Consider the following 14,887-nt stretch of genomic DNA (forward strand, 5'->3'; position numbering starts at 1 on the left):
AAAAGATTGGGTTAACAAGCGGCGGTTGTCGAAGCTCTTGCAAGGAGTGGCGACCATCGGCGATTCAACTATGCGTGAGCCCCGTGACGGTCACCCGGTCGCAAACAAGGAGGTGCCAAGCGCACGAGGTTGGGGCTCGCAAGAAAGCCCGCCCGAGACCTTTCAAAGATCCGTGATCCTCACCGATAGGCTACTTGACCTGCAACACGCATGAACCTGTGGGAGGAGACATGCGCGCAGTAATTCTTCTCACCCTGGCTGGCACTGTTTTGGCATCCGTGTGTCATGCCGGCGAACACCGCATAGGCATGGCGGGCATGGCTTACGCGCCCGCGATGATCGAGGCGAAGGTGGGCGACACCCTCGTTTTCGTGAATGGCGATACTCAGGCGCACAACGTGCTGATAGCGACGGTCGGCTTTTCGACCGACCTTGGCAAGCAGGATCCGGGCAGCCAGACAACGCTTACGGTCCGCAAGTCAGGAACGTTTGATGTCGAATGCGCCATCCACGAGGGCATGCACGCCCGCGTCGTCGTCAGGCCGTAAGGAAGGGGAAACATGCGCAAGATCGTCGCCATCAGCCTGGCCGCCGTCTTCGCCACGGGCCTGGTGGGTTATAGCCTTGCTGGGCCGGACAGGGTCGCCTTCCCGAGTGGCTATGCGGAACGCTTCGTGCTTTACAACACCGTGGACCGTCCGGATCGCAAGACCATTCGTTTCATGTACGTAAGCCCCGAGACCCATCCCAAAGCGAAGGCCGGCGAGCCGGCCCCTGACGGAACCATCCTCATCATGGAGGATCATCGGGCGAAGCTGGACGCCTCGGGCAGTGTTGAATTTGGGCCGGACGGTCGCCTCGTGCCTACCAACCAGATAACCAACATCTTCGTCATGGAGAAGCGCACGGGCTGGGGCGATGCCTATCCGCCAGAGGTGCGCAATGGCGACTGGGACTATGCGCACTACCTGCCCGGTGGCGCGCCCAAGGCGGATGCAAAATTCGACGGATGCTTCTCCTGCCCTCGGAACCGGGCCGGCCGCGACTTCAACTTCACCTACGCGAAGTATCTTCTGGATCGCGAGGGCAAGTAGCTTTCCGCAGAACGTGGATCTGATCGAGCGAGCCCGTTCGCCGATTCACCGCCGAGGGGCAAGTTGCGGCACCATCTCTTCCGGAGGACTGGCGTGGAGCTGCCGCATCTCGGCAATCGCACCAGGCAGCCAAAGGCGCACCTGGCGCATGGCATGCTCCGTGAGATCCTCCGGCAACGGCATCCGATAAACGTGCTTGCGGATCGCAAGGAACATGAGGGAACCGTGCAGCGTCATGGCGATTTCGCGCTCCTCGTGCTGCATCGGGCGGGTCGGAAGGTCCGGCAGGCCTGCCTCGCGTCTCAGCGCGCCGATGACCGGCTCGAGGATCGAGGCGGTCAGCACGGCGCCGCGCCGACCGGGCTGGCCATAGCCGTCCAGACCAGCGCGAACGAACAGGCGCATCGACTGGCCGGTGATTGCACCCACGTAGCCGGCGTATAGGTGACCGAGCCGCTCGGCAAGCGGCGCTTCGTTCGAGTTTAGCGCCGCACGCCAGTCCTCGTTGCGCCAACGCATGGCACGCTCCTGGAACAGCGCGGCGACGATCTCATCCTTGCTCCTGAAATGCTTGTAGAGTGCGGCTTGCGTGATACCGAGGCGCGAGGCCAACCTCCGCGTCGAGGCTCCGAAGCCCTCTTCCGCGAACAATGCCGCCGCCTCAGCAAGGATGGCGACGCGACGTTCGTCGGACGGCAATCGCCGGCGCTTCGGCTGCTCTCCCGCAGCGGCTGCACTATCCGGTTCTATCGCGACGATCTTCCGACGTGGCTTAGCGCTCAATACCAGCTCCCATAGATGCCCAAACCGATCCTCTTTGCCGTTCAGAAGGGGCGTACCTAGAATAATAGTCCCCGTGCCGAAGCGTGGTGACGAGGACGATCTGTAGAAAGAAGCTTTGCCTGGCCATTTTATACGTCCAGGCTCGAAGCGATGGAAATGAGAACAATCAAATTGGACTTTCGGCGCGAAAGTGATCTTCCCCGCTAACAAGGCCAGTGGTCTGGGCAATACCAAGCTTCCGGGCCTGTGTGTCCGGTCGAGTTCGCTAGTGAATGGCAGCTAAGTCCCGCAAAGCTGCTGTCCGGCTCTTCGCATTGGACTTCCGCTCGCCACCCGACTGCGACGGATAGGAACCGAAACAATCGACCCGTTGCAGGCATCGGCCAATAGTGATCGGAATGTCCTGTGCTGGCGTTGAAAACGGACGCTAAAAGCAGTTACACGGATTTTATCGAGGAACAGGTAACCTGCAACGCTTGTGAGAAAGCAGGCGCAGGTGGGCTTCAAGGTGCTCGGTAGGTGCAGCCCATCACATACGTTCCGCCGCGGCAGTCAGGCCTGCAGCATCGCGTGTTCCTGACTGATAGGCACCGATCAGCCTCGCCGCGAGTATTTCAGCCTCCTCGGACTTCAGTGGCAATGCCCGCAATTGCAGTTCGCGACGGAAAATGCTCTCAATCATCTCGAGCTCGTCAGGCCCTAGTGGGTCAAGGGTGCATACTCGTTGGGGTCTCATTAGCTCTTCCTCCTGGCCCGGCGATCGCCTCGGTCGCCGGGGGAAAGTCTACGCGTCTTGATCGACATAGCGAGTCAATACTGCGCCCCAAGGACAAAGGGTCTGGAACCGTACGGACACCGCGAGATTGGAGAAGACTGGACTTCAGAATGATACTGGCTTGCACATAGCCGATGGGCAGCCGGCATGCTAATGTGATACCGATCCGCGTTTCTTGGCAGAAAGCGGTCGACAGAGCCGCGGTGCGCCGGCTCCCCATTGAGGGGAAGGCAATGGCAATTCCTCCTCAAGCTTCGGTTAACAACCGGTTGCTGGCCCTGCTTCCGGAGCCTGACTATAACCAGATTGCGCCTGAACTCGACTATGTCAAAGTGACTAGAGGCGCTCTGATTGCTACGGCCGGCGCCCCCATAGACCATGTTTATTATCTCACGTCCGGGATTGGCTCCCTGGTCGCCTCGACGCCTGAGGGTAACAAAGCGGAGGCGGGTATCTTCGGGAGTGAAGGTTACATCCCGACTTCTGCCGCTATGGGTGTAGAGCTCAGTGTGCACGACATCATCATGCAGATCGAAGGAGACGCCTACCGGATGGAGTTCAGCGCATTCCGGACGTGGATGGATCATAACCGGAACTTCGCCAGGGTGATGATCCGATGCATCGAGGCCTTCTCGATTCAGCTTACCTACACTGCGATTTCGAACGCGTTGCACGGGGTGGACGAGAGATTGGCCAGATGGCTGCTGATGTGTCACGACCGTGTATCAGGCGACGAGATTCCTCTCACGCACGAGTTCATTTCGCTGATGCTCGCGGTTCGCCGACCAAGCGTCACAACGTCGCTCCACGTCCTTGAAGGCAACGGTTTCATTCGCTCGAACAGGGGCAACATCATTATCCGGAACAGGCAAGCCCTCGAAGAGTTCGCCCGGGATGCCTATGGTAAGCCGGAGGCAGAATACCGTCGACTTATGACTGCGCTCTTCTGAGCCCGCGAAAATACGCCCTGCTGCAAATGATGCTGCCGTCGCGAGCCGCAGGGAGTCGAAAAAGGCCCTCCGAGCGTTTGCCCGAGGGCCAGTTGCAAATGCAAGCCATTGGAGTGCGGGGTTGAAGAATAGGCCGCGAACGCCAATAGCTCCACCCATTGGATCCGCTCTGTACGGAACCGGACGGATCGCCGCAAAACTCATGAATAGCTCAGGGCCGGCATTCGTCGCGCCACCGCCAAAAAGCCCACACGCTTGGGCTATTTTGAATGGCCCTCTCTTATATACGTCATCCAGATACCGCCATGAAGGGAGGTCTACAGCCCCAGAGCTAAGTACGCCTTTGTCGTGCACGGCAGCCGTTCGTGCCAGCCGCAGCGGGCGACCGCTCTCCCACCCATCCGTGACGCTGATGAAGTATCTGACCGCCGAATAGCGGAGATCTGAGCATGTCCGTCATTCGTGCTGGTCGCAGCGGGCTTAGTCTTTCCACCCGATTGCGACCTTGCCGGTGCCCGCCAATTGGCCAAGCGTTCACGCTTTGATCCCCCTGCCGCATATCTGTGCCCCTATAATGCTCAGGGGCCATTGTTGCCGCAAAGTACGTCAACAATCAAACGAAGATCCCAACGAGCAGGGTGAGAACCGCCAACCGCCCGCCTGAGGACATTTCCTTACAACTTCCTGAATAAGGCATGCAGTATTTTTGCATTCGCACTGAAAAGGCTTTGAAAATCCCTTCCCCACCTACCACACAAATGGCTGTACGCCTTGCCTCCTCAATGGCGGTGGATCGCTAACAAGTCAGCATAGGCCGTCGGATTGCTGGCTAACACTGGGTGGCCCTTAAACAAGGCTTCGCCCTCTGTTGGAAAGGACAGATAGTCGCCACCGGCTTCCTTGACGAGGCAGTAACCGGCCATGCAGTCCCATGCGTGCATGTGCGGCTCGTAGTAGCCGACCAGACGGCCGGCCGCGACATAGGCGAGCATCAGCGCTCCAGAGCCATTGCGGATGAAGTTGCCGCCTATAGCGAGCAGAGCGGCGATGATCTGGCCCACCCGCTCCGGCTCGACATAGGTATTGCAACCAATGCCGGTGATGGCGTTCTGGATGGTACGCGACGGATCGAGGCTCAATTTTATCCCGTTGAGGGTCGCACCCTTGCCAGCGGCCGCAGCATAGAGTTCACCGTCGCAGGGCACATGGATCACGCCGATCACCGGCAGGCCGCCATGTAGCACGGCGATCGACACGCACCACGTCGGCATGCCGTTGACGAACGGCGCGGTACCGTCGATGGGGTCCACAACCCAGGTATAGCCGGAGGCGCCCTCCACGTAGCTGAACTCCTCGCCGAGGAACCCGTCCTCTGGAAGCTCTGCGGCGACGCGCTCCCGGATCAGCGTCTCGACATTCTGGTCTGCGATCGAGACAACGTCCTGCATGTCGCGCTTGGTCTCGATCACTAGGGTGCAGCGCTTGTTGAAGTAGTCGAGCGCGAGCGCCCCCGCCGCCTCGGCAATTGACTTTGCTAACGCAAAGCGCCGATCGAGACCCTCCTCCTGCATGCTCATGGTTTTTCCTCTTCATAAAGAGAGAAGACAACGCGGACCCCACAACGGCAGTGATGGATTGCAGCGCTCGGTGCAATATTTCCGAACGGCAACTCACTTAGCTTCAATCGCAATACGGGCGTAAGCTTCAGGCGGAGCATCATTGGCACGCATGAGATCCCGCATGATTCGGATCATTGCCTCCTCGATCTCCGGGGAAGCGAGGGGCGTATTTTGACCTGGATCACTGGCAAGATCGTAGAGTCGGGCTTCACTCTCAAGAAGCGCGCCGGGACCGTAATTGTCGAACATCGGCGACCGCTCGATCACCGGTACCTTGAGGACGGGCGCTCCCTTCGTGAACGGCAACGGCTGTTGAAGCGACGCTCCGGCGAGTTCTTCCGGGGTGAACGGCTCCCAGATGTGCGTCGGCATCAGTGTGTATTGGTAGAGCTCCTGGGAGCGAGGGTCGGGCGGAAAGCGGTGGTAGGTGTAGCGTCCGTCCGTCACATTGATTGCGCCGCCGAAATAGCCGAACAGCGCCCCGCCCCGCAGCGAGCAATCGGCGTCGAACAACTGCAGCAGAGAATACCCCTCCATCTCGGCAACGGCCGGAACGCCGAACAGATCGAGGAATGTCGGCGCGAGATCGATGGTCTGGGTCAGAGCCGAACGTCGAATGCCGGCGCTTCCCAGTCGGCGCGGATCGTGGACGAAGAGCGGGATATGCACGATCTCCTCGTACATGTTCATCCGGTTCTTGGCCCAGAAATCGTGCTCTCCGAGCAGAAAGCCGTGATCGGTCGTGACGACAAGTGCGGTATCGCGCCAAAGGTCGTGCTGATCAAAATAATCGAGTAGCTGTCCGATGAGGAAATCGCAAAGCGCTACGAGGGCGTAATAGTTGGCGCGCAGTTCCTCGCACTCTTCCGGCAGTTCGTCGACACGGCCGTAGCGCGGCCAGTCGCGAATCGGGCCGTTCCAGCCCGTCGTGAATGCCTCGCGAAACCGCTCCGGCGCAGTGAAAGGTTCATGCGGGTCGAACGTCTCGATCTGCAGGAGCCAGTTGTCCGCTGTCCTGTTTCGCTCGAGAAACTCCAGTCCGGCGGCGAAGCAGCGCACCGACGGGAACTCGCTCTCGTCCTGGATGAACTCGCGGTTCACGATGTTGCGGCGAAACTTGTCGCGTGCCGACTGGCTGAATTGCCGCTCATGATACTTCTGGCGCAGGCGCTCCCATGGTGGCTGCACCATCGCCTTCCATGGATCGCCCTCCTGCCCGCGGATGAAGTCGTAGCTGTCATACCGGGTGTGATAGGTGGCGCCACCGTCCTCGAAATAGTGGAAGTGGTCGGTGACGAGATGGCTGTAACAGTGGGCCTGGCGCAACAGCTCCGGAAAGGAATTGTCGAACGGCTCGAGCGGCCCCCAGCTCCGGTGAAGGAAGCTGAGCCGCCCAGTCTGCAGGTCGCGGCGCGCCGGCATGCAGGGCAGGCTGCCGACGTAGTGGCGCTCGAATGTTGCGGCACGCTCGGCCAGTCTCGAAAAATTGGGCGTCGGGAGCCGCTTCCCCCCGTACGGGGCGAGCACGTGGCGGTTGAGCGAGTCAAAGAGTACGAAGACGGCCTTCATCGTGTCTCGGCTGTCCCTCATTCAGAGCTGCCGAATGCAGCATGTCGTCCGAACGTCGCGGCCTCCTATTCTCGCCGAAAAGAGCTCAGCCGCAACTGGATTGTAGATGGTCCCGGGCACCGGCGCGCCATCTGCAGAATCAGCGAGGGTTATCGGCTGTGGTTGGCTCGCTTCGAAAAAGCCTCAGCCAGCGCGGCCGGCGCGCTTGACGAGCATGGCGATGAACGGCACGTCGTCGCCTGAGATCGTGTCGATGAGGCCGTCGGCGATCCATTGCACGAGGTCCGGCAGGGGATCGCGTCCGCCCCGCCAGTACTCGGCGAGCACGTCAGGGCGAGGCACGTGGACGCGGTTGCTGAAGCCCGCTTCATGCAATGCCTTCGCATCGTTAGGGTGGAACATGTCGAGCTCGATCGAAACCGAACTCGCCCTGCACGCCTTCAAAACACCAACGAGGTCGGCGTGTCGAGCGTGGGTGATCGCTTCGGTCCTGAGATCCGGATGGCGCTCGACCGCACGCTTCAGCATCACATGGTCGAAGCCGATGACAATGACCCGGTCGAGAGTACCCGTCGATCGCAGCAAGGCTGTCACCTGATCAACGGCCATGTCCGGGCGCTCCGCCTCCTTGATCTCAAGCACAACACCCATGTTATCCGCCTTCGCCCAATCGAGCGCCTCCGCCACGGTCGGTATCTTCGTTCCGGCGAATGCGGAAGGGAACAAGGTCCCCGCATCCAGTCCGCGGATCTGCTCGAGGCTGAGGTCGGCCGCAAAGCCGTGTCCGTTGGTCGTCCTGTCGACAGTCAGGTCGTGCAGGATGATCGGCTCACCGTCGGCGGTCAGTACCACGTCGATCTCGACCGTGGTCGCCCCTGCGGCTTTTGCCGCTTCGAACGCCGGCAACGTGTTCTCCGGGTAATGGAGGCTGTAGCCGCGGTGGCCACAGACATGGACACGTCCCGCTTCGCGGACAAGGAAGCTGAAAGCCATATTCGATCTGATCCTCTACCGTGATAGCGCTACGTCTCGACCGCGCGTTCTGACTGTTTCGCGAACAATGAGCTCTACCGGCACGTAGACCGACATCGGCGGCGAGTCGGGATCGGCAAGGCGCCGGTCGAGTATCGATACGACATCCCGGGCGATCCGTCGGGGATCCTGCCGCAAAGTGGTGAGACGGTAGGAAGACCATGCGGCGATGGGCACATCGTCAAAGCCGATGACTGAAACATCGTCGGGCACGCGCAAGCCCGCGCCACGAAAGTGGTCGAGTGTTCCGAACGCCATGAGATCGTTCACACAGAAGACCGCGTCGGGCGCCGGCCCGCTCGCCAGCAGCTGTCGTGCCGCCTCCTGTCCGCCATCATAGTCGGCAAGACCCGCCCGAACGATCTTCGCCTCGAACCCGGACGCCGTGGCAATATGAGTGAAGGCGTGCTCGCGGGCGGAAAGGCATGGACTCGGGTTCTCCCTGTTGATCACGGCGAAACGGGACGCTCCTGTCAGGCGCAGCGCCTCGAAGGCCTGCTGGGCTCCGTCCCTGTCGTCACAATGGACGCTGTCGAGGCCGGTCTCGGCCCGATTGATCAGGATCAGAGGTTGCCCATTTCGCCGGGTGAGCTCGACAAGACTGGTCGGCGGCGAACCCGAGAGGAAGACGGTCGCCTCCGCTCGATAGCGGAGCAACTGTCGGGTTGCATTTGCGACGTCGTCCGCAGTGGGGCCGATATTGATGATCGCCGGCACGTTGGAGCGTGCGATCAAGGCCTGTGAGAGGGCCGCGATCATCTGGGCCCGGAATGGCGTATCGGCGTCGGAGGTCACAAGTCCGACCAGCCGGCTCCGGTTGGCGAGGAGCCCGCGCGCGAGATCGTTGACCTGGTATCCGAGCGCCGCAGCTGCCGCGTGCACCCGCGCCAGTGTTGCTGGCGCGATGCTTGCGCCAGGAGTGAAGGCCCGCGAACCGCCGACCGTGACACACCGGCAAGCTCAGCGACTGCGTGGGCGCTCACGAAGCGGCCCGGGTTTCTTTCTCTGGTATCCGACACCGCTCGACTCCGCTGGACATTCCCCAAAGCGCATTCATAATCGTGTTGCACAGCATTGCAACAATCAATGACGACACGATGCACGCGTGTCGCGGCTGGGAGGAAATCAGATGATTCACTGGAAAATCGGAACTGCTGCGTTTCTGAGCGCGGCATTGGCGGCCGGCAGTGCGGCCTTCCTTGCAGCAACGCCCCTGTCGGCTCAAGAAACCGTGAAGCTCGAGCTCTGGTCGCGTCAGGATCCATCAGGGCCGCTGCGCCCGGGCAACGTGGTCAAGGCTGCCGAGCGGCTGAACAAGGAGCTCGAGGCCGAGGGCTCGCCCAAGCGCGTCGAGGTTGCGGTGCGCGAGAGCCCCGCCAAGGGCTTCGACGACGATGCACTACAGCTTCTCAAGGTATTCGGCATCGGCGAAGGTCCCGATATCTTCATCGCCGCGCATGAATGGATCTGCGCCTTCCAGGAGGATGGCTTCGTTCTCAAGCTCGATGATTATATCGCAAAATACCCTCAGCACTTCGGCACGATCTTTCCGTCACTCTGGTCATCGGCGAAATGTCCCGACGGCACCTATGCTATTCCGCAGGACGCCGAGGCGAGGATGTTCTTCTACAACAAAAAGCTCCTGCGCGAGGCCGGCTACGACGCGGCTTTCGTCGACGCCATGCCGGAGCGGGCGTTGTCCGGCGACCTGACGATGGATGAGGTGCTGGAGATCGCCAAGCAGGTCGTCGACAAGACCAAGGCGCAATACGGTGTGCTTCACCGGCCGAACAAGGGTCCGGACTACATCATGGTCTTCCAGGCCTACGGCAGCGACTTCGTCGATCCGGCAACCGGCAAGCTGCTTCTCGAGCGCGACAAGCTCGCCGCCGCCTTCGGTTGGTTCGAGCGCGGGGTGAAGGAGAAGGTCATCCCGGCCAACAATACAGCGATGGAATTCGATGCGCTGCGCAAGGAATTCTACACCGGCAACGCCGCATTCTGGATGTATGGCATCTGGGACCTCGGCAGCGTCGCGTTCCCGACCTACGGGCTGCCGCAGGACGAGAAGGCTTTCTTCGCGGATTGGGGCTGGATCACCGGGCCGGCACCCCAGAAGGGCGGCGCGCCGGTCAGTCTGACCCATCCGATCGTCTATGCGATCGCGGCCGACACGAAGGAGCCGGAACTCGCCGTCCGCCTGCTCGGCCACGCTTCGGCGGTTGATCTCAACACCGATCACGCGGTCACAACGACACATCTCGGCATCAAACCCGAGCAACTCGAAGATCCGCGCTATGCCAAGGCCTGGCCGCTCGCCAGGGCAACGGAACTGCTCAAGATCACCAAGTTCCTGCCCAACAACTCGCAGTTCGGCGAGCTCAACGGCATCATCTTTGCCGGAATTCAAGGCATAGAATCGGGACGGCTGTCAGCGCAGCAAGCAGCCGATTTCGTCATCGAAGAGGCGTCAGCCACCCTCGAAGACGTGACCGTCAAATAGGTCCAAGCGGTCTTGCGACCGTCGGCACGGCGCGGGGGTCGACGGTTGCGAGACGCCCTCCGTGCGAGCCAAACGATGACGACGATAACAGATGAACTCACGATCGAACGACGCGGCCGTGCGGGGTCGGCCGCCCGCAGGCGCACGAACTTCGTGATCTTTCTCGGTCCCGCGATCGTCCTCACGGTCCTCTTCTTCGTCGTCCCGGTGATCATCGATATCACAGTGTCGTTCACCGACCTCAGCCGCTCGCTCCGCATCAGCGAGTTCACCACAGAGCAGTACGAGAAGGTCTTTAGAACCGATCGCCGCTTGTCGCAGGTCATCGGACTGACCTTCATCTACGTCTTCGGCACGCTGGCGATCTTCAATGTGACCTTTGGCCTGATCCTCGCCATCACCACCACTGCGATCAGAAATGTTTCCGGCAGTTTCTTCCGGGGTGTGTGGCTGCTGCCGCGGATGAGCCCGTCGGTCCTTTACATCCTGCTCTGGCTGTGGGCGGTGAGCCCAACGGAAGCCGGCCTCGTAAACCAGGTGCTCATGCAGGCGTTCGGCCTTGACGCGCCGCTCGACCTCCTGACTTCGGCTCCGATTGCGCTCATCATCATCTCGAATGGCTTCATCGGTGCTTCGATGGGCATGATCATCTTCACCGCCGCGATCCGCGGGATCCCCGAGCACCTGTTCCACGCGGCTGCGGTGGACGGCGCCGGAACCTTGGCAAAGGTACGCTTCATCACCCTGCCGGCGCTGCGTTGGCCGATCAGCTTCGTTACGATCTACCAGACGCTCTCGCTGCTGGTCAGCTTCGAATACATCCTGCTCCTCACCAAGGGCGGCCCGTTCTACGACACGACCGTCTATGCGCTTTACGTGTACCGCCGCGCCTTCGAGAGTGGCCAATACGCCTACGGGGCGGCGCTGGCGCTTTTCCTCATCGTCATCGGCGTGGTTGTGGCGCTGATCGGCTGGCGGTTCTTCGATATGGAGCGCCTGCTGCAGCGCCCGCGAATTGAGGTGCACTGAGATGGCCGTGCAGGCAATCCCCATGGCTTCCAGGGCATCCGAACCAGCGGTCGGCTGGGACGCATTGGCAGCGCGGGCGCGTGCCGCCCGGCGCACCAGGGCGGTCGTCCTCTACGCCTTCCTGATCGCCGTGTCGCTGCCGATCATCCTACCCTATTTCTGGCTCGTCACGATCGCCTTCTCGGCCAGGACCGGCGTTGCCGAGACTGCGGTTCTGTGGCGCTCCATGGCTGTCGCCGTGCCGGCCGTCATCGCTTTCTGGCTCACGGCCCTGCTCGCGCAAAACCGGCGCCAGTTGTGGACTGGCATTGCAGCAGTGGCAGCGATCGCCGGGCTTGCCTTCGCCCTGCTGGTCAGCCCCGACCTGCACGTCGGCAACTTTATCTTCCTGTGGGAGCCGGACTTCGCCTCGGTGGTGCGGTCGCGGATCGGGGAAGTCAAAGGCGCGGTCCAGTTCCCGAACGTCTGGCATGCCTTCGGCAACTCGATCCTGATCGCCGGCGCGCAAACCGCCATCGTCGTCACCGTCGCGTCACTGGCAGCCTACTACCTGTCGCGCTTTCAGTTCCCCGGCCGCTCCTCGATGCTGCGCTGGCTCCTGGTGCTCCACGCCTTCCCCGTGCTGACGCTGATCGTGCCGATGTTCCTGATGCTCTACTGGATCGGGCTCCTCGATACGCTTTCCGGCGTGATACTTGTGCTTGTCGCGTTCGAGCTGCCGTTCGCGATCTTCATCATGAAGGGTTTCTTCGACGCTGTGCCGTGGGACATCGAGATGAGCGCGCTCACCGACGGCGCGTCAAGGCGGCAGGCATTCGTGAGCGTGGTACTGCCGCAGGTGCGGAACGGCATTCTCGCCATCGCCGTCTTCACCTTCATCCGCGGCTGGGAAGAATACATCTTCGTGTTCACCTTCCTGATCAGAAACAGCAACTGGACGATGAGCCTTTACATGTACTGGGTGCGCGATGATGTCATGGGCGTCGACTACGGCGTTGTCTCTGCGGTCGGCGTCTTCTACCTCGTTCCGAGCCTCATCCTCTATATCGCGGCGCAGCGCTATCTCATGCAGATGTCGATCGGCGGCGTGAAGGGCTGACGGGATGGCGAAGATCGAATTCCGCAACGTGGTCAAGCGCTTCGGCGCCGTCGAAGTGATCCCCGACATGAACCTCGTCATCGAGGATGGCGAATTCGTCGCGCTTCTCGGCCCCTCCGGCTGCGGCAAGTCGACCAGCCTGTTCATGCTCGCCGGCATCTATCTTCCGAGCGGCGGCGAGCTTCTCTTTGACGGCCATCTCGTCAACGAGGTGGAGGCACGCGACCGCAATGTCGGCATCGTGTTTCAATCCTACGCGCTCTATCCGCACATGAGCGTGCGCGACAACATCCTGTTTCCGCTGCGCTTCAAGAAAACGCCGCGGGACGAAGCTCTCGCCCGCGTGAAGACCGCCGCGGAACTTGTCCGGATCGAGGAGCTGTTGGAGCGTCGCCCCAACGAGCTTTCCGGCGGCCAGCAGCAGCGCGTCGCCCTTGCACGCGCGCTCGTGAAGAAGCCGCAACTGCTGCTCCTCGACGAGCCGCTCTCCAACCTCGACGCTTCGCTTCGCCTTTCGATGCGAACCGAGATCAAGTCGCTGCAGCAGCAGCTCGGCGTGACCACCGTCCTCGTCACGCATGACCAGATCGAGGCGACGACGATGGCCGACCGTATCATCTGCATGCGCGCCGGCCGGATCGAGCAGGTCGGGACACCAGACGACCTCTATCTCAGACCTTCGAGTCTGTTTGTCGCCGGCTTCATCGGCTCGCCGCCCATCAATCTCATTGCCGGCGAAGCCGAGGTCGGCACGGTAACGGTGAATGGCGTCAGATTTCCGGTCGAGGGCGCGTCGGGGTCGCTGACCATCGGGCTGAGGCCGGAGCACCTCAGATTCGGGGATACCGGCTTCGCCGGCCGGGTTTCGCAGATCGAGCCGATGGGCCGCGAGATCCTCTATGTCGTCGAAACCGCAATGGGCGCCGTTCGCGTGCTTGAACAGGGCTCCTCCGCCGGGCACGCGATAGGCGAGCAGGTGAGGATCGGTTTCCTGCCCGCGAATTCGCTTGTGTTCGAGACGGAGCGACAGAAGCTCATTGCCTGCGCACATGTCCGAGCACCGGCTTGACGGGTCGAGCGACAGCTGCGTCATTTCCCAAAGCGGAGAGGAGCGCGCGTATGGCGACCGAGACGATGAAGCATACGGCAAATCCGCCAGTAGCAGTCGAGGGTCCCTACGGGCCTGTCCGGCTCAAGTGGCATAAGCTGCGCACGCATCTCGCCGAGGCGCCGTTCAAGCCCTCGAACCTCGCCCTCGGCTGGCAGCTCGGCGCCAGCCTCGAGGTGGACATACTCGCGACCGCCGATGGCTGCTTTGCGGTTCTCCACGACCCAACGCTCGGCCCCTCGACGACCGGCCACGGCCGCATTTCGCGCATCCCGATCGCATCCATGAGTGGACTTTTCCATCGGGACGCCGGCGGCAGTCCAGACCCCGATGCGCCGGTTCTGTCGCTTGCCGAGCTGGTAGCGCCGCTTCGAAATCTGCCGAGAGCGCCGTCTGCCAACCTTCAGTTGGATCTCAAGCTGCTCGAGGGACACGCGCTTCCGGATTCCGCAATCGCCGATGCGGCAGCGGCCGTCGCCGGGCTAGAGGACGCGATTGTCGTCGGATCGCACCACCTTGATGCTGCACGCCGTCTCGTCGCCGCCATGCCCGGGGCTAGGCTAGGCTACGATCCGATGCTGGCGGTATCCCGCCAGAGAAGTCTGCGCGATCCGGAGCGGCTGCTGCGCCACATCGAGCGGCGCAGGACCGGCGTGAGCCTCGCCTACCTCCAATTCGATGCTATCGTTGCCTCGGAGAAACAGGGAGGCTTCCCTCTCGTCGCGCGTCTGTTGGAGCTCGGCATCGAAACTGACGCCTGGACAGTCAATCCCGGCCGGCAGATCAGCGACGCTGTCCTACGTAGGCTAATAGGATCGAGAGTGCGGCAAATCACGACCGACGCTCCAATTGAGATCTTCCGCCTGATCCGCTCGCTGACCTGCGTGATCCACGCAACAACGGATCTCAGCTTCGAATAACCGCGCGCGAACGGTGCCGCGATGTCAAGGTGCGCTGAATTCAAGCCGCCAATGGCAACGGCAAACGGTCCGGGCGTGCAGCAGTCCCCGTTGATACATTATGCGATGTTTGAGGGCGGAGGGGCATCTCTCTGTGCCTTTATCGCTTGCGGTGGTGTCTGCCGCCGCGCGCGCTGATAGCCTGCCTGCGTCCGAAGTTAAAGACGCACTCTTGAATGCGGCCGACATCATAAGAACGTTGAAGATCGCGTTGAATGGAAGGAGTAGCGGGTGGAGACCATTCCCGCCGCGTGGCCACTAAACAGGAACCGCCAAGCTGCCGACGCCGTTCTTTCTTCCGAAGGAGATGTTCAATGGGAACGAAAGACACCAATGCAAAGCCTGAGCAGGCGAAGCCGAAAGACGT

The 14,887-nt window shown here is 61.4% G+C and carries 15 protein-coding genes; 8 read left to right on the forward strand and 7 right to left on the reverse strand.

Annotated features, from left to right (window positions below; all coding sequences use genetic code 11):
* Window positions 1-230 precede the first annotated feature (230 nt).
* Both ILFOPFJJ_RS29545 and ILFOPFJJ_RS29550 read left to right on the forward strand, forming a co-directional pair.
* Complete coding sequence (locus tag ILFOPFJJ_RS29545; RefSeq protein WP_173514074.1) at window positions 231-548, forward strand: cupredoxin domain-containing protein; 318 nt, start codon at window positions 231-233, stop codon at window positions 546-548.
* 12 nt (window positions 549-560) lie between these two features.
* Complete coding sequence (locus tag ILFOPFJJ_RS29550; protein WP_173514075.1) at window positions 561-1,094, forward strand: cytochrome P460 family protein; 534 nt, start codon at window positions 561-563, stop codon at window positions 1,092-1,094.
* A gap of 45 nt (window positions 1,095-1,139) precedes the next feature.
* Here ILFOPFJJ_RS29550 and ILFOPFJJ_RS29555 read toward each other — a convergent pair whose 3' ends face one another.
* Window positions 1,140-1,877 (reverse strand): TetR/AcrR family transcriptional regulator, encoded by a 738-nt coding sequence (locus ILFOPFJJ_RS29555; RefSeq protein ID WP_173514076.1) that lies wholly within the window; start codon window positions 1,875-1,877, stop codon window positions 1,140-1,142.
* Window positions 1,878-2,406: 529 nt separating this feature from the next.
* Window positions 2,407-2,613 (reverse strand): hypothetical protein, encoded by a 207-nt coding sequence (locus tag ILFOPFJJ_RS29560; RefSeq protein WP_173514077.1) that lies wholly within the window; start codon window positions 2,611-2,613, stop codon window positions 2,407-2,409.
* A gap of 272 nt (window positions 2,614-2,885) precedes the next feature.
* Here ILFOPFJJ_RS29560 and ILFOPFJJ_RS29565 point away from each other — a divergent pair, with 272 nt between their 5' ends.
* Window positions 2,886-3,602: a Crp/Fnr family transcriptional regulator gene (locus ILFOPFJJ_RS29565; RefSeq protein WP_173514078.1), complete on the forward strand. Its 717-nt coding sequence runs from the start codon at window positions 2,886-2,888 to the stop codon at window positions 3,600-3,602.
* Window positions 3,603-4,381: 779 nt separating this feature from the next.
* On the opposite strand, the gene ILFOPFJJ_RS29570 is transcribed toward ILFOPFJJ_RS29565, so the two are convergent.
* From ILFOPFJJ_RS29570 to ILFOPFJJ_RS29585, 4 genes are all read right to left on the reverse strand, one after another.
* Window positions 4,382-5,179, reverse strand: a complete 798-nt coding sequence (locus ILFOPFJJ_RS29570) for an inositol monophosphatase family protein (protein WP_173514079.1) — start codon at window positions 5,177-5,179, stop codon at window positions 4,382-4,384.
* A gap of 93 nt (window positions 5,180-5,272) precedes the next feature.
* Entirely contained in the window at window positions 5,273-6,790 is a 1,518-nt protein-coding gene (locus ILFOPFJJ_RS29575; RefSeq protein ID WP_173514096.1) for a sulfatase, read from the reverse strand.
* Between the two features lie 183 nt (window positions 6,791-6,973).
* Entirely contained in the window at window positions 6,974-7,783 is an 810-nt protein-coding gene (locus ILFOPFJJ_RS29580) for a glycerophosphodiester phosphodiesterase (protein WP_173514080.1), read from the reverse strand.
* Between the two features lie 15 nt (window positions 7,784-7,798).
* Window positions 7,799-8,704: a substrate-binding domain-containing protein gene (locus tag ILFOPFJJ_RS29585; RefSeq protein WP_312032752.1), complete on the reverse strand. Its 906-nt coding sequence runs from the start codon at window positions 8,702-8,704 to the stop codon at window positions 7,799-7,801.
* Between the two features lie 247 nt (window positions 8,705-8,951).
* Between ILFOPFJJ_RS29585 and ILFOPFJJ_RS29590 the strand changes: the two genes are divergently transcribed.
* The 5 genes from ILFOPFJJ_RS29590 to ILFOPFJJ_RS29610 all read left to right on the forward strand — a co-directional run bounded on the left by ILFOPFJJ_RS29590 (window position 8,952) and on the right by ILFOPFJJ_RS29610 (window position 14,481).
* A complete protein-coding gene (locus tag ILFOPFJJ_RS29590) occupies window positions 8,952-10,325 on the forward strand; it encodes an ABC transporter substrate-binding protein (protein ID WP_173514081.1) in 1,374 nt (457 codons plus the stop codon).
* Between the two features lie 75 nt (window positions 10,326-10,400).
* Window positions 10,401-11,354 (forward strand): carbohydrate ABC transporter permease, encoded by a 954-nt coding sequence (locus ILFOPFJJ_RS29595; protein WP_173514082.1) that lies wholly within the window; start codon window positions 10,401-10,403, stop codon window positions 11,352-11,354.
* Window positions 11,355-11,376: 22 nt separating this feature from the next.
* Complete coding sequence (locus ILFOPFJJ_RS29600) at window positions 11,377-12,453, forward strand: carbohydrate ABC transporter permease (RefSeq protein WP_246299893.1); 1,077 nt, start codon at window positions 11,377-11,379, stop codon at window positions 12,451-12,453.
* 4 nt (window positions 12,454-12,457) lie between these two features.
* Window positions 12,458-13,522, forward strand: coding sequence for an ABC transporter ATP-binding protein (locus ILFOPFJJ_RS29605; RefSeq protein WP_173514084.1), 1,065 nt, complete (start codon window positions 12,458-12,460; stop codon window positions 13,520-13,522).
* Between the two features lie 50 nt (window positions 13,523-13,572).
* Window positions 13,573-14,481, forward strand: a complete 909-nt coding sequence (locus ILFOPFJJ_RS29610; RefSeq protein WP_246299894.1) for a glycerophosphodiester phosphodiesterase — start codon at window positions 13,573-13,575, stop codon at window positions 14,479-14,481.
* 139 nt (window positions 14,482-14,620) lie between these two features.
* On the opposite strand, the gene ILFOPFJJ_RS34755 is transcribed toward ILFOPFJJ_RS29610, so the two are convergent.
* Window positions 14,621-14,887 (reverse strand): hypothetical protein (locus ILFOPFJJ_RS34755; RefSeq protein WP_210267638.1); only part of this gene is annotated, 267 nt, incomplete at its 5' end.

This window comes from Sinorhizobium psoraleae (genome assembly GCF_013283645.1).
Taxonomy (GTDB): domain Bacteria; phylum Pseudomonadota; class Alphaproteobacteria; order Rhizobiales; family Rhizobiaceae; genus Sinorhizobium; species Sinorhizobium psoraleae.

Coding starts and splice junctions, on each gene's coding strand:
- ILFOPFJJ_RS29590 (WP_173514081.1), top strand. CDS start 8,952: ATGATTCACTGGAAAATCGGAACTGCTGCGTTTCTGAGCGCGGCATTG.
- ILFOPFJJ_RS29580 (WP_173514080.1), bottom strand. CDS start 7,783: ATGGCTTTCAGCTTCCTTGTCCGCGAAGCGGGACGTGTCCATGTCTGT.
- ILFOPFJJ_RS29595 (WP_173514082.1), top strand. CDS start 10,401: ATGACGACGATAACAGATGAACTCACGATCGAACGACGCGGCCGTGCG.
- ILFOPFJJ_RS29560 (WP_173514077.1), bottom strand. CDS start 2,613: ATGAGACCCCAACGAGTATGCACCCTTGACCCACTAGGGCCTGACGAG.
- ILFOPFJJ_RS29570 (WP_173514079.1), bottom strand. CDS start 5,179: ATGAGCATGCAGGAGGAGGGTCTCGATCGGCGCTTTGCGTTAGCAAAG.
- ILFOPFJJ_RS29545 (WP_173514074.1), top strand. CDS start 231: ATGCGCGCAGTAATTCTTCTCACCCTGGCTGGCACTGTTTTGGCATCC.
- ILFOPFJJ_RS29565 (WP_173514078.1), top strand. CDS start 2,886: ATGGCAATTCCTCCTCAAGCTTCGGTTAACAACCGGTTGCTGGCCCTG.
- ILFOPFJJ_RS29575 (WP_173514096.1), bottom strand. CDS start 6,790: ATGAAGGCCGTCTTCGTACTCTTTGACTCGCTCAACCGCCACGTGCTC.
- ILFOPFJJ_RS29605 (WP_173514084.1), top strand. CDS start 12,458: ATGGCGAAGATCGAATTCCGCAACGTGGTCAAGCGCTTCGGCGCCGTC.
- ILFOPFJJ_RS29550 (WP_173514075.1), top strand. CDS start 561: ATGCGCAAGATCGTCGCCATCAGCCTGGCCGCCGTCTTCGCCACGGGC.
- ILFOPFJJ_RS29600 (WP_246299893.1), top strand. CDS start 11,377: ATGGCTTCCAGGGCATCCGAACCAGCGGTCGGCTGGGACGCATTGGCA.
- ILFOPFJJ_RS29610 (WP_246299894.1), top strand. CDS start 13,573: ATGGCGACCGAGACGATGAAGCATACGGCAAATCCGCCAGTAGCAGTC.